Source organism: Tardiphaga sp. 813_E8_N1_3, assembly GCF_051811025.1.
Taxonomy (GTDB): domain Bacteria; phylum Pseudomonadota; class Alphaproteobacteria; order Rhizobiales; family Xanthobacteraceae; genus Tardiphaga.
In genome coordinates this window covers 2029433-2043390 of the sequence record NZ_JBPWQE010000001.1, presented here as the reverse complement: position 1 = coordinate 2043390, position 13958 = coordinate 2029433, and the positions used below count along the sequence as shown (strand labels likewise).

Annotated in this window: 14 protein-coding genes; 1 reads left to right on the top strand and 13 read right to left on the bottom strand. The window is 60.2% G+C overall.

The features are described 5' to 3' along the window. From rplB to AB8A33_RS09580, 10 genes are all read right to left on the bottom strand, one after another. Entirely contained in the window at positions 1-834 is an 834-nt protein-coding gene (gene rplB, locus AB8A33_RS09625; RefSeq protein WP_068731490.1) for a 50S ribosomal protein L2, read from the bottom strand. A 12-nt stretch (positions 835-846) separates the two neighbouring features. Continuing rightward, positions 847-1146 (bottom strand): 50S ribosomal protein L23, encoded by a 300-nt coding sequence (locus AB8A33_RS09620; protein ID WP_068731492.1) that lies wholly within the window; start codon positions 1144-1146, stop codon positions 847-849. Beyond that, a complete protein-coding gene (gene rplD / locus AB8A33_RS09615; RefSeq protein WP_439092521.1) occupies positions 1143-1763 on the bottom strand; it encodes a 50S ribosomal protein L4 in 621 nt (206 codons plus the stop codon). The genes AB8A33_RS09620 and rplD overlap by 4 nt, the downstream gene beginning before the upstream one ends. Position 1764: 1 nt before the next feature. Further along, the gene (rplC, locus tag AB8A33_RS09610) at positions 1765-2487 is read right to left on the bottom strand and encodes a 50S ribosomal protein L3 (protein WP_092144483.1); all 723 of its coding nucleotides are present in this window, start codon (positions 2485-2487) and stop codon (positions 1765-1767) included. 51 nt (positions 2488-2538) lie between these two features. Beyond that, positions 2539-2847, bottom strand: coding sequence for a 30S ribosomal protein S10 (rpsJ, locus tag AB8A33_RS09605; RefSeq protein WP_013166261.1), 309 nt, complete (start codon positions 2845-2847; stop codon positions 2539-2541). An 83-nt stretch (positions 2848-2930) separates the two neighbouring features. After that, positions 2931-4121: an elongation factor Tu gene (gene tuf, locus AB8A33_RS09600; protein ID WP_439092499.1), complete on the bottom strand. Its 1191-nt coding sequence runs from the start codon at positions 4119-4121 to the stop codon at positions 2931-2933. Between the two features lie 39 nt (positions 4122-4160). After that, on the bottom strand, positions 4161-6233 hold the full coding sequence (gene fusA / locus AB8A33_RS09595) for an elongation factor G (RefSeq protein WP_439092520.1): 2073 nt from the start codon (positions 6231-6233) through the stop codon (positions 4161-4163). A gap of 31 nt (positions 6234-6264) precedes the next feature. Then, a complete protein-coding gene (rpsG, locus tag AB8A33_RS09590) occupies positions 6265-6735 on the bottom strand; it encodes a 30S ribosomal protein S7 (RefSeq protein ID WP_092152014.1) in 471 nt (156 codons plus the stop codon). 15 nt (positions 6736-6750) lie between these two features. Continuing rightward, on the bottom strand, positions 6751-7122 hold the full coding sequence (rpsL, locus tag AB8A33_RS09585; protein ID WP_068731626.1) for a 30S ribosomal protein S12: 372 nt from the start codon (positions 7120-7122) through the stop codon (positions 6751-6753). A 737-nt stretch (positions 7123-7859) separates the two neighbouring features. Then, positions 7860-8258 (bottom strand): RidA family protein, encoded by a 399-nt coding sequence (locus tag AB8A33_RS09580; RefSeq protein ID WP_439092519.1) that lies wholly within the window; start codon positions 8256-8258, stop codon positions 7860-7862. 110 nt (positions 8259-8368) lie between these two features. On the opposite strand from AB8A33_RS09580, the gene AB8A33_RS09575 reads away from it, so the two are divergent. Next, positions 8369-8965, top strand: coding sequence for a TetR/AcrR family transcriptional regulator (locus AB8A33_RS09575; protein WP_439092518.1), 597 nt, complete (start codon positions 8369-8371; stop codon positions 8963-8965). A gap of 25 nt (positions 8966-8990) precedes the next feature. On the opposite strand, the gene AB8A33_RS09570 is transcribed toward AB8A33_RS09575, so the two are convergent. The 3 genes from AB8A33_RS09570 to AB8A33_RS09560 all read right to left on the bottom strand — a co-directional run bounded on the left by AB8A33_RS09570 (position 8991) and on the right by AB8A33_RS09560 (position 13936). Beyond that, positions 8991-11024: an ABC transporter ATP-binding protein gene (locus AB8A33_RS09570; RefSeq protein ID WP_439095896.1), complete on the bottom strand. Its 2034-nt coding sequence runs from the start codon at positions 11022-11024 to the stop codon at positions 8991-8993. Between the two features lie 124 nt (positions 11025-11148). Continuing rightward, the gene (locus tag AB8A33_RS09565) at positions 11149-13203 is read right to left on the bottom strand and encodes an FAD-dependent oxidoreductase (RefSeq protein ID WP_439092517.1); all 2055 of its coding nucleotides are present in this window, start codon (positions 13201-13203) and stop codon (positions 11149-11151) included. A 268-nt stretch (positions 13204-13471) separates the two neighbouring features. Then, a complete protein-coding gene (locus tag AB8A33_RS09560) occupies positions 13472-13936 on the bottom strand; it encodes a GNAT family N-acetyltransferase (protein ID WP_439092516.1) in 465 nt (154 codons plus the stop codon). Between the last annotated feature and the right edge of the window lie 22 nt (positions 13937-13958).

Below are 13958 nucleotides of genomic sequence, written 5' to 3'. Positions count from 1 at the left end.
TTACTTCTTCCGCTTGTGGCGGCTGATGAGAATGAACTTGTTGGTCGACTTGTTCGACCGGGTCTTCTTACCCTTGGTCGGCTTGCCCCAGGGCGTAACCGGATGACGACCACCCGAGGTACGACCTTCACCACCACCGTGCGGATGGTCGATCGGGTTCATGACGACGCCGCGATTATGCGGACGCCAGCCGAGCCAGCGGGTACGACCGGCCTTGCCGATCGAGATGTTCATGTGATCCGGGTTCGACACAGCGCCGATGGTGGCGGTGCAACGACCGTGAACCAGACGCTGTTCGCCCGAGTTCAGACGGATGATCACGTAATCATGGTCACGACCGACGAGCTGGGCATAGGTGCCCGCGGAACGAGCGATCTGGCCGCCCTTCCCGATCTTCATCTCGACGTTGTGGATGATCGTGCCGATCGGCATGTTGCCGAGCGGCATGACATTGCCCGGCTTCACGTCGACATAGCTGCCGGCGATGACGGTATCGCCAACGGCCAGACGCTGCGGCGCCAGGATATAAGCCTGCTCGCCATCGGTGTACTTGATCAGCGCGATGAACGCGGTGCGGTTCGGATCGTATTCCAGACGCTCGACCACGGCCGGAACGTCGACCTTGGAACGCTTGAAGTCGACGATACGATAGGACTTCTTGTGGCCACCGCCACGGAAGCGCACCGTGATGCGACCGGTGTTGTTACGACCGCCAGCCGAGTGCTTGCCTTCGGTCAGAGCCTTGACAGGCTTGCCCTTGTACAGCGCGGAACGATCCACCATGACCAGCTGACGCTGGCCGGGTGTCGTTGGGTTGAATGTCTTAAGTGCCATCGTTGATCGCCCTTACAGTCCGGTCGTAACGTCGATGCGGTGGCCCTCTTCGAGGGTCACGATCGCACGCTTGACGTTCGACTGTGAACCGAGGTTGCCACGGAAGATCTTCGTCTTGCCCTTGCGAACCAGCGTGTTCACGCTCTTTACCTTGACGTCGAACAGCTTTTCGACGGCTTCCTTGATCTGCGGCTTGGTGGCCTTGCCGTCGACCTTGAAAACAACCTTGTTGAATTCAGAGGCGACAGTGGCCTTTTCCGTCACCACAGGGGCGACGATCACGTCGTAATGGCGCGGGTCGATGTTCTTCATTTGAAGCGCGCCTCCAACGCATCAAGCGCCGCCTTGGTCAGAACCAGCTTCTGACGACGCAGAATGTCATAAACGTTGATGCCCTGGATCGGCAGAACGTCGATGTTCGGAATGTTGCGGGCCGCCTGAGCGAAACCGACATGAACCTCGGCGCCATCGATGATCAGCGCATTGGTCAGGCCGAGGCTCGAGAAGTGACCCAGCAGAGCCTTGGTCTTGGCGGCTTCCAGGTTGGCGTTCTCGATCACGATCAAGCCGCCGTCCTTGGCCTTCGCCGACAGAGCATGCTTCAGCGCGAGTGCACGGACCTTCTTCGGCAGATCGAACGCATGGGAGCGAACGACCGGACCAAAGGCACGACCGCCGCCGCGGAACTGCGGAACGCGAGCCGAACCGTGACGAGCACCGCCGGTGCCCTTCTGTTTGTACATCTTCTTGCCGGTACGCCAGATTTCCGCACGGCCCTTGGCCTTGTGGTTACCCGACTGGCGCTTTGCGAGCTGCCAGTTGACGCAACGCTGGATGATGTCGACGCGCGGGTCGAGACCGAAGATGGCATCCGACAGCTCGATCGAGCCGGCGTCCTTGCCCTCAAGCGTGGTGACGTTCAATTTCATCTCACACGCCCTCCTGCTCGGCGGCAGGTGCTTCAGCAGCACCCTCACCTGCCAGCTTGAACTTGCCGGGCTTCGGCGCGTCCTTCGGCAGAGCCTTCTTCACCGCATCGCGAACCGAAATCCAACCGCCCTTGGAGCCGGGAACGGCGCCTTCGACGAGGATCAGGCCGCGCTCGACATCAAGCTGCACGACGCGCAGGTTGAGCGTGGTGATACGATCGACACCCATGTGACCGGGCATCTTCTTGTTCTTGAAGGTCTTGCCGGGATCCTGACGACCACCGGTCGAACCGATCGAACGATGCGAAACCGACACACCGTGCGTGGCGCGAAGACCGCCGAAATTCCAGCGCTTCATACCGCCGGCGAAGCCCTTACCGACCGAGGTGCCGGTGACATCGACGAACTGGCCAACCACGAAGTGGTCTGCCTGGATCTCGGCGCCGACGGGGATCAGCGCGTCTTCCGACACGCGGAATTCCGCGACCTTCCGCTTGGGTTCAACCTTGGCAACCGCGAACTGGCCGCGTTCAGCCTTGGGCAAATACACGGTCTTGCGCGAGCCCGATCCGAGCTGCAGCGCGACGTAACCGTTCTTCTCGCTGGTGAGGTGGCCAACCACCTGGCAGTTACCCAGCTTGAGCACGGTCACAGGGATATGTTCACCGGCGTCTGTGAAGACCCGGGTCATCCCGACCTTTTGTGCGATCACTCCGGAGCGCATCGGCGTGCTTCCTGTTCTTTCTGTCCGTTTGACCGGACGGGACCTAAATACTTAGAGCTTGATCTCGACGTCGACACCGGCGGCCAGGTCGAGCTTCATCAAAGCATCGACTGTCTGCGGGGTCGGATCGACGATATCGAGAAGACGCTTATGGGTGCGCATCTCGAACTGCTCGCGGCTCTTCTTGTCGACGTGCGGCGAACGGTTGACCGTGAACTTCTCGATGCGCGTCGGCAGCGGGATGGGTCCACGGACCTGTGCACCCGTGCGCTTCGCGGTGCTCACGATCTCACGGGTCGATGCATCGAGGATACGATGGTCGAACGCCTTGAGACGAATGCGGATATTCTGGCCGTTCATTGCCGTGTCTTTCTTTGAAAGCGAATGGTTGTTGCGAGTAGCGAGTAGCGAGACCCGCTACTCACGACTTCCTGTTCGCGTCCTTACTCGATGATGCTAGCGACGACGCCTGCACCGACGGTGCGGCCGCCTTCACGGATGGCGAAGCGCAGCTTCTCTTCCATGGCGATCGGCACGATCAGGTGCACTTCCATGGCGATATTGTCGCCCGGCATCACCATTTCGGTGCCTTCCGGCAGATGCACAACACCGGTCACGTCGGTGGTGCGGAAGTAGAACTGCGGACGGTAGTTGGTAAAGAACGGCGTGTGACGGCCACCCTCTTCCTTGGTCAGAATGTAGGCCTCGGCCTTGAACTTGGTGTGCGGCTTCACCGAACCCGGCTTGCACAGCACCTGGCCGCGCTCGACGTCTTCACGCTTGGTGCCGCGCAGCAGCGCGCCGATGTTGTCGCCGGCCTGGCCCTGATCCAAGAGCTTGCGGAACATTTCAACGCCGGTGCAGATCGTCTTCTGCGTGGCGCGGATGCCGACGATTTCGATTTCCTCGCCGACCTTGACGATGCCGCGCTCGACGCGGCCTGTCACGACCGTACCACGACCCGAGATCGAGAACACGTCTTCCACCGGCATCAGGAACGGCTGGTCAACCGGACGCTCCGGCTGCGGGATGTAGCTGTCGACCGCCTTCATCAGCTCCAGGATAGCGTCATGACCGAGCTTCACATCCGAGTTTTCGAGAGCGGCCAGCGCCGAACCCTTGATGATCGGAATGTCATCGCCCGGGAAGTCGTACTTCGAGAGCAGTTCGCGCACTTCCATCTCGACCAGTTCGAGCAGCTCCGGATCGTCGACCATGTCGCACTTGTTCAGGAACACGACCAGGGCGGGCACGCCGACCTGGCGCGCGAGCAGGATGTGCTCGCGGGTCTGCGGCATCGGGCCGTCAGCGGCCGACACGACCAGGATGCCACCGTCCATCTGCGCGGCGCCGGTGATCATGTTCTTCACATAGTCGGCGTGGCCGGGGCAATCGACGTGGGCGTAGTGGCGGTTGGCGGTCTCGTATTCGACGTGCGCGGTCGAGATCGTGATGCCGCGGGCCTTTTCCTCGGGCGCCTTGTCGATCTGGTCGTAAGCGGTGAACGTTGCACCACCCGTCTCCGCCAGCACCTTCGTGATCGCCGCCGTCAGCGACGTCTTGCCGTGGTCAACGTGACCGATCGTACCAATATTGCAGTGCGGCTTGTTACGTTCAAATTTTGCTTTGGCCATGACTCTCTCCGTTTAGTCGTTAACTGTCGCTAACGACAATCAGGCAAACTTCTTCTGGACTTCTGCCGACACATTGGCCGGCGCTTCCGCGTAGTGATCGAATGACATCGAGAACGTTGCACGACCCTGGCTCATCGAGCGCAGCGTGTTCACGTAACCGAACATGTTCATGAGCGGCACCATCGCGTTGATGACGTTGGCGTTGCCGCGCATGTCCTGACCCTGGATCTGACCGCGCCGCGAGTTCAAGTCGCCGATGACCGAACCGGTGTAATCTTCCGGGGTCACGCATTCGACCTTCATGATCGGCTCGAGCAGAACGGACTTGCCCTTCTGCAGCGCGTCGCGGAGTGCCGCGCGCGAAGCAATTTCGAAGGCCAGTGCCGACGAGTCGACGTCGTGATAGGCGCCGTCAACCAGCTGGACATGAACGTCGACCACGGGGAAGCCCGCGACCACGCCCGAGGTCATGACGCTGTTGAGACCCTTTTCGACGCCGGGGATGTACTCCTTCGGAACCGAACCACCGACGACCTTGGATTCGAACACGAAGCCCGAACCCGGCTCGCCCGGCTCGACCACGAACTTGACGCGGGCGAACTGGCCGGTACCACCGGTCTGCTTCTTATGGGTGTAGTCGACTTCAGCGCGCTTCGTGATCTTCTCACGGAACGCCACCTGCGGTGCGCCGATGTTCGCGTCGACCTTGTAGGTACGGCGCAGAATGTCGACCTTGATGTCGAGATGGAGTTCGCCCATGCCCTTGAGGATGGTCTGGCCGGACTCGTGGTCGGTCGACACGCGGAACGACGGATCTTCCGCAGCGAGCTTCGCCAGAGCGACCCCCAGCTTTTCCTGGTCGGCCTTGGACTTCGGCTCGATCGCGATTTCGATCACCGGCTCAGGGAATTCCATGCGCTCGAGAATGACCTGCTTGTCCGGATCGCAAAGCGTGTCACCGGTGCGGGCTTCCTTGAGGCCAGCCAGAGCGACGATGTCGCCGGCAAAGGCTTCCTTGATGTCTTCGCGGTTGTTCGCATGCATCAACAGCATGCGGCCGATGCGTTCTTTCTTCTCACGGGTCGAGTTCACGACACCGGTGCCGCTCTGCAGAACACCCGAATAGATGCGGCAGAACGTGATGGTGCCGACGAACGGATCGTCCATGATCTTGAATGCGAGCAGAGCCAGTGGCTCCTTGTCGTCCGCCTTGCGGAGGATCTCGTTGCCGTCTTCGTCCGTGCCCTTGATGGCAGGAACGTCAACCGGCGACGGCAGATAATCGACAACCGCGTCGAGCAAAGGCTGCACGCCCTTGTTCTTGAAGGCCGAGCCGCAGAGAACCGGATAGAACGCGCCAGTCAGCACGGCCTTACGGATCAGACGCTTGAGGGTCGCCTCGTCCGGCTCGGTGCCGTCGAGGTAAGCAGCCATGACGTCGTCGTCGAGTTCGACAGCGGCTTCGAGCAGCTTCTCGCGATATTCCTTGGCCTTCTCGAGCAGGTCAGCCGGAATGTCGACGGTTTCGTACTTCGCGCCGAGTGCTTCGTTGTTCCAGATATAGGCCTTCATGATCACGAGATCGATCATGCCCACGAAGTCGTTCTCCGCGCCGATCGGCAGCTGGATCGCAACGGGCTTCGCGCCGAGACGGTCAATGATGTCCTGAAGGCACTTGTAGAAGTCAGCGCCGGTCTTATCCATCTTGTTCGCGAAAACGATCCGCGGAACCTTGTACTTGTCGCCCTGACGCCAGACGGTTTCGGTCTGCGGCTCGACGCCCTGGTTGGAGTCGAGGACGCACACAGCGCCGTCGAGCACGCGCAGCGAACGCTCGACTTCAATCGTGAAGTCGACGTGGCCGGGGGTGTCGATGATGTTCAGGCGATGGCCGTTCCAGAATGCAGTGGTGGCAGCGGACGTGATGGTGATGCCACGCTCCTGCTCCTGCTCCATCCAATCCATCGTCGCGGCACCTTCGTGCACTTCGCCGATTTTGTGGCTCTTGCCGGTATAATAGAGGATGCGCTCGGTCGTTGTCGTCTTACCGGCATCGATATGCGCCATGATACCGAAGTTACGGTAGTCCTCAATGGCATGTACGCGAGGCATGGGATGTTCCTTAAATTCCGGAGTTTCGCCGTTACCAGCGATAGTGCGAGAATGCGCGGTTGGCTTCCGCCATCTTGTGCACGTCTTCCCGCTTCTTCACGGCGTTACCACGGTTGTTCGACGCATCGAGCAACTCAGCCGAGAGACGCTCGGTCATGGTCTTCTCGTTGCGGGCGCGCGCAGCGGTGATCAGCCAGCGAATGCCCAGCGCCTGGCGCCGAATGCTGCGGACTTCAACCGGCACCTGATAGGTGGCGCCACCGACGCGACGCGAACGAACTTCGATCGTCGGCATCACATTTTCCAGAGCCTGCTCGAACACGCCGAGCGGACCCTGCTTGGTCTTCGCTTCGATCATTTCGAAAGCACCGTAAACGATGGTTTCGGCGGCAGACTTCTTGCCGTCGTACATGATCGAATTCATGAACTTGGTTACGATGATGTTCCCGAACTTCGGATCCGGGTTAACTTCACGCTTTTCAGCTGAATGGCGACGAGACATCGATCAGACCCCGGCTTACTTCGGACGCTTCGCGCCGTACTTCGAACGACGCTGCTTACGGTTCTTGACGCCCTGGGTATCCAGCACGCCGCGGAGGATGTGGTAACGCACGCCGGGCAAATCCTTGACGCGACCGCCGCGGATCATGACCACGGAGTGCTCCTGAAGGTTATGACCTTCACCCGGAATGTAACCGATGACTTCGAAGCCATTGGTCAGACGCACCTTGGCAACTTTACGAAGCGCCGAGTTCGGCTTCTTCGGAGTCGTCGTGTAGACGCGCGTGCAAACGCCGCGCTTCTGCGGCGACTGCTGCAGCGCAGGAACCTTCTTGCGCGACTTCTGAATTGCGCGCGGAGTAGCGATCAGCTGGTTGATCGTCGGCATGTCAGCCTTCACCCTTTAGTTCGCTCGAAGCCGTAACGGCTTCCTCAAAATCACTCGGAGCAACCTGCCCCACGGTTCGGATCGCATGAAAAGCTTCACGCAAAACGAAATCACGCCAACCATTCATTGCTGAACGGAAAGCGCTTAACGCCACAGAGGACCGCGATCATGACCGTCAGACTTGCGTCTTTAGGTCTGCACCGAGGTCATGCATTCGAATTTAATCTCAAGAGAGAGAAGCCTCTCAGGAGACAAACGTCGTTTTGGCATTGCCTTGATATAGCGACAGCGTTTGAGCTTCTTGGTCGAGGTTGGTGCCCAATTAGCTCCGAAAAGCCGATTGAGTGATCCGTTCCGACACTGGCGAAGCTCACCGCCTGTCGTTGAATGGCCGGGTTGTATCCGCAGGGGATACCCAAGTCAACAACAAAGCGCGATGAAAGAAACGCTTCTCGCACTGCATCTTCTAGCATGTGGATCATGACAGAACATACGCGATTTCGACGCCCGTCATGTCATCCACGAAAGAATCCGCGACTCGGATTCGTTGCAGTTTGATGAAAGAGAATCGCCTGGGTTGCGGAATTTTGCGCCCTACCCCGCCTACTCGCATCCGAAGGAAATCGTATCGCGTCCCGAATCGGAACACCGGGCCAGCATCGATCAGCAGCAAATATTACCGGGGGCCGAATGGAGAGGGACACCACCCACCCCACTCGGCACTCACGACCAGCCAATCAAGCGGTCGCAGGGAGGCGCGCGATGACCTTGATCTCGAAATCGAAGCCCGCCAGCCAGTTAACCCCTACGGCGGTCCAGTTCGGATAAGGCGGTTCACCAATCACGGCCAATCGGACGACGTTGACCGCCGCGAACTGCGTGGCCGGATCGGTGTGGAAGGTGGTCACGTCAACCACATCGTCGAACGTGCAACCTGCAGCCTTCAGCACAGCCGCAAGGTTATCGAAAGCAAGCTGGACCTGCTTTTCGAAGACCGGCTCCGGCGAGCCGTCTTCCCGGCTGCCGACCTGGCCGGAGACAAACAGGAGGTCGCCCGAGCGTATGGCCGCCGAATACCGATTGATCTCGTAAAGCGCCTGGCGCCCGGCCGGGAAAATCGCGTCGCGTTTGGTCATGGTGTCAGTCCTATTCAAAGATTATATACGCCTCGTATGTCAATATAATCAGACATACGTTTCGTATGTCAATACGCATACGCAGCGTATATCTTTTGCAGGAGATCTAAGTGGTCGCGAGACGACGAGCGGAAATGGTGGAGGAAACCCGGGCCAAACTCATCCAGGCGGCCCGGACGGCTTTCGCCGCCAAAGGCTATGCGGCGGCATCGATGGACGATCTGACCGCGGAAGCCGGCCTGACGCGCGGTGCGCTCTATCACAATTTCGGCGACAAGAAGGGTTTGCTGCAGGCCGTCATCGATCAGATCGACGCGGAAATGTTGGCGCGCATGCGCGCTGCCCGCGGTCAGGCGGACACCGCATGGGACGGGTTTCTCAACGAAGGCGTGGCCTATATCGAAATGTCCCTCGAGCCGGAGATCCAGCGCATCATGCTGCTGGACGGCCCCGCCGTGCTCGGCGATCCCTCGCAATGGCCAAACCAGACGGCGTGTCTGCGCACGACAACACATGCGATTCAACGGCTGATCGACGATGGAACGGTCAAGCCTGTCGATGCCGAAGCGGCGGCCCGTCTGATCAATGGCGCGGCGCTCAACGCCGCCCTCTGGATCGCTGCCGCCGACGATCCCCACGCGGTCCTTACGAAAGCTGTCGAGGCTTTCCGCCAGCTCGCGGCAGGCTTGCTGCGAACGGCGGGATGACCGCCTCACACATCTTCAGATGTGCTCACTCGTCGTCGTCATCCTCGTCATCATCATCATCGTTGGCAGATGACCTGTGCCGCTGGTCGTCCCAGAGCTGGCGATAGGTACCGTTCAGCGCCAGCAGCTCCTTGTGCGAGCCGCGCTCGATCGCCTTGCCGCCATTGATGACGATGATTTCGTCCATATCCACCACGGCGGCCAGTCGGTGCGTCGACGAAATCAAGGTGCGGCCCTTGGCGAGTTTGAACAGCGTCTTGTTGAGCGCCGCCTCGGTTGTCTGGTCGAGAGCGGATGTCGCCTCATCCAGCAGGAGCACCGACGGATTGCGGACGACGGCCCGCGCGATCGCAATGCGCTGGCGTTGGCCGCCGGATAGCGTATCGCCGCGCTCGCCGACCTGGGTGTCGTATTTGTCCGGAAGGCTCATGATGTAGCGATGGATCTCAGCCTTGCGCGCCGCCTGCTCGACTTCCTCGTCGGTGGCGCCTTCCTTGCCGAGCCGGATGTTCTCGCGGATCGACATGTTGAACAGCATGTTCTCCTGGAACACCACGGCCATATGGCCGCGCAGGGACTCGCGCGTGATCTTGCGGATATCGACGCCGTCAATGGTCACCCTGCCCTCGTCCGGCACATAGAGCCGCAGGATCAGGTTGAGCAGCGTACTCTTGCCGGAGCCGGACGGGCCGACAATGGCGACGGTCTTGCCGACATTGATCTTAAGGCTGAGATTGTCGAGCACTGGCTGCTGGCTGTTCTCATACTTGAACGAGACGCGATCGAACGTGATGTCGTTGACGATGCGCGGCAGCTCCGGTGAGCCGGGCTTGTCGGCACCGCGGGTGGGCTCGTCGAGCATCTCCTCCATGTGCCGCACGGCGGCCGCTGCCTGGATCGACACCGGGATGAAATGCATCACGTGGGCGATATTGTAGGACACCTCCCAGAACGCGCTTTCGAAGGTGACGAAGGTACCGACGGTGATCTGCCCCTTGGTGGCGAGATAGGCGCCGATCGCCAGCACCACCAAATGCAGCAACAACACCGAGACGGTGACTGAGCGCTCGACCATGGTCGACAGGAAGGTCGCAGCCGCGATCCTGTCGCGCGTTTCGTTGTTGCGTAGCCGGAACCAGCCCATGGTGCGCCGCTGCAGGCTGAAGGCCTTGATCACCGCCTGTGCCGCGATGTTTTCCTGCACCATACCGAGCACGGAAGCTTCGCTGAGCTTCTGGTCGTAATTGGCCTGCACGGCCTTCGGCGTCAGGATGCGCGGACCGATCAGCGTGATCGGGAAGATCAGCAGCGCGACGGCGGCGAGCTGCCAGTTCAGATACAGCATCAGCCCGATGCCGGCGATCAGTTCGAGGAACGGCAGCAATGCGCTGTTGGCAAAACTCTTGATGGCCGTCTCGAAAGACGACAGATCGATCGAAAAGCGGGACAGAATTTCACCACGCTTGGTGCGGGCGAAATAGGCCGACGGCAGATCCTGCACGTGATCGAACAGGCGCGAGCGGACGTCCGTGATGATCGAGGCTGCCAGTTTGGCGTCCCAGCGCTCATACCAGATCGCAACGATCGACGTGACAATGCCGGCGACGGCCAGCACCGACAGGATCTTGAACAGCGCGTCGAAGTCTTCCTCGCCGAGCGCGTCGTCGATCAGATATTTGAGGCTGAGCGGCATGATGACGTTGAACAGCGTCTCGACCAGAACGCCGAAGCCAACGAAGCCAAGCAGCTTGCGGTACTTGCCGAGCAACGGCCGCGTGAAACGATAGACCGTCCCGAAGGCGCCGGCGGCCTCGCGCGCGGTGAAGACGACGAGTTCCTCATCATCATCGTCATCGAGCTCGTCGTTGTCGTCATCCTCGTCGTCATCATCGACGGCGGGCTTGGCTTTTGCCGTCTTCTCGACAGCCGGCGGTTTCGTGCTGGGAACCGCAGCGGCGGCAGCGCCAACCGGAAGCGCAAACTTGTCATCGAGCGGCGTGGCCGGCTCGGCCGCGTTCTTGTCGTCAGATGGAGGCTTTGGAGGTGGCTTCGACGCCATGGAACGAACCGTTGCTGCACGGTCTTCGACCGCAAGAATCAATGAAGCGGCCCGGACAGCCACGGCAATGATCCTATGCGATCAGAATGTCCTCGGCAAAGCAACCGAGGGCGGATGCCAAAGATCAATCCTCGGCATCGACCTTGTCGAAGAACGAGTAACGCAGGCTGTCCGCGTCGGCATACCAATGGCCCGGCCCCTTGCCGGCGGCCAGTGTGGCTTCCCACACCGCCTCGGTGCAGTCGCGGCGATGCATCGACAGGTCGAAGCCGTTGCCGAAGAACAATTCCGACCATTCCCACCAGGTGCCGAGCTTCTTGACACCGCGCAGCAGGTCATAGCGATCGATCACCGCCGGCGCCATATCGGACGTGACCGAGCCGAACACAAGGCCGGTCTTCACGACGCGGTTGAGCTCCTGCACGGCCGTCACCACCTGCTTGTCGCTCACGTGACACAGGCTGGTCTCGAACACGAAATCGAACTGCCCGGCCTTGAAGGGCAGATCGGTGATCGAGCCGAGCTTGTTGAACTTCTGCAGCGCCTTTGGCGTCCTGGCGTGGATCGCCTTGTTGTTCTCGACACCCCAGGCGTCGATCCCCCTGGCACGCAGCGCGCCGACCAGTTCGCCTGATGCCGAGCCGGCGACCAGCAACTTGTAGCCCTTGGCGCGGCCCCAGACGATCTTGATGAGATTTGTCAGATAGGCGGGATCGGTGAACTGGCTCCAGACCTCGCTATAAGGACCGACGCCGCGATAGTTCTGGAAATAGTCGCGATCGATCTTGTCGGAGATCGTCGTGCCATTCTGACCCTGCGCACGGCGCAGGCGCATCATCTCGGTGAGGATAATGTCGGTGGCGGCATCGGAGGAGTCGAGCAGACCATTGAGCGTGGAGTCGAACAGATAGTCGCCAACCACGACGAGGCCCGGATGATCCTTCGGCTCCGGCCGGTGATTGGTCATGACGTCGCGCACCGGCATGCCACCGGGGATCGCGTTGACCGACGACAGCCAGCGATGGATCTTGCCTTCCAGCAGATGCTCACGCGCATCGCCAAACGAGACCGGCAACGACTTCAGCGCGGCATCGATCAACTCATCGTCTGTGAGGTTGGCAAAGGCCAACGCGTCGGAGCCTGGCACCAGCCAGTTCAGCACGCCGTGCTTGCCGACATCGTGGCGCGCGCCCTCGTTATAGACACAGCAGCCGCCAAAGGCTTCCGACATAAACCAGGCGCCGGAAATCTGCTCGCCCCAGAACGGGGTGTCGAACAGCAGCGAGATGCGCAGATAATGCGCCGGGCGGTCGAAGTAAGAGACATGCTTGACCATCGACTTGCGCAGCTGCTCGCCGTCCCAGCGCATGGTCGCCAGCCACGAATGCGGCAGGCACATCACCACGAGATCGAAATCGCGGGTGTCCGGCCCCTTGCCGTTCATCATGTCGAGCTGATAGCGGCCCTGCTCGGTCTTGCCGACCTTGAGCACACGGTGATTCAGCCGGATGTCGGCATCGACTTCCGACTGCAGGCAGGAGATCAGCTGCTCGTTGCCGTTCTGGATCGAATAGAGGCCGATATAGCCATCGACATCCATCACGAAGTTCTTCAGCGCATTGAGGCCGTTGGTGTTGTGCGTCTCGGTCGCGATGTCGGAGCGCGCCATCACCTTCAGGAAGCGCTTGGCGGTGGGATCGCTGACTTCCTTATCAAGCAGCTCCTCGGCATTTATCCATGCCCAGGGGTGTTCGTTGTCGTGCGAACCGACGCCTTCATAATATTCGATCGGCGACACCATGCTCGCGCACTTCTTGCGGAAGGCTTCAATGGCGGCTGCGGTCTTCGGGCCGTATTTCTTGCGCATGCCCGGCACGTCGTTGAGCAGCTCGCCGTCGAGCTGCACCTGCTCGGCATCCATCGGAATGGTCTGCAGGCCGAAATGCTGGATCAGCTCACGCAGCGGATCCGGCCCCGTCATCGAGTAATCGTAGATTTCTGCAACGCCAGCTTCGTACATGGCTGGCGCTGTATCGAACTTGCGCGTGAGAATCTTGCCGCCGACGCGGTCAGACGCCTCGTAGATGGTGACACGACAGAGATCGCCGAGCTTCTTCTTGAGATACCAGGCGCTCATCAGGCCGCCTGGACCACCACCAACAATTGCAAGATCAAGCATAGGTTTCTTTCACGCGTCGTATTTGCCGGCGGCAATATCCGGCAACGGTCGATGTAACGTATTCCCAGCCAAAGCGGAATCCGCTGACGCTGCAAGGCTGGCCCGTCGACCCCGTCGACTCGCACTAACCCACTCCAAGTGAAAACATTTTTCAGCTGAAGGAAAGATGAACAAAAGCATGTAGTGCGCCGCAACACACGCCAGGCGCGAAAAAAGGCCGGCTTTCGCCGGCCTTTTCCATGGCATTGATGTGATCTGCAGTGGCGGGTCAGCTGGCTGTCGGCGACAAGACACGTTCCATGATGATGGTCCGCTCCTCACCGTGATAGGCCTCGCGAACGGCGGTGAAGCCCAGTCTCGCGTAAAAAGCCTCTGCGGTGACCGTCGCCGGGACCATCAGAACCGCAAGCTGTCGTTCGCGGGCAACCATCTCGATCCGCTGCACCAGCAAACGGTCGATGCCGCGCCCTTGCATGTCCGGCAAGACGAACATGGTCCGCAGGGCCTGCCCGTCCAGGCTCGCTGTGCCGACAACACGATTCTCCATCTCGGCAACGAACACCTCGCGCTGCTCGATCAATCGTTCGACAGCCGCGGGGCTGAAACTGAGTTCGACCCGCGCGATGATATCGGGCGTGTAATCCTTTGCATTGGTTTCGCGCAGCGCGCGGATGATGACGCGGCTGATATCTGCTGCATCGCCGGCTTGGGCCGGCCGAATATCGCATGTCATCTGACCGCTTTGCCGTTTCCAA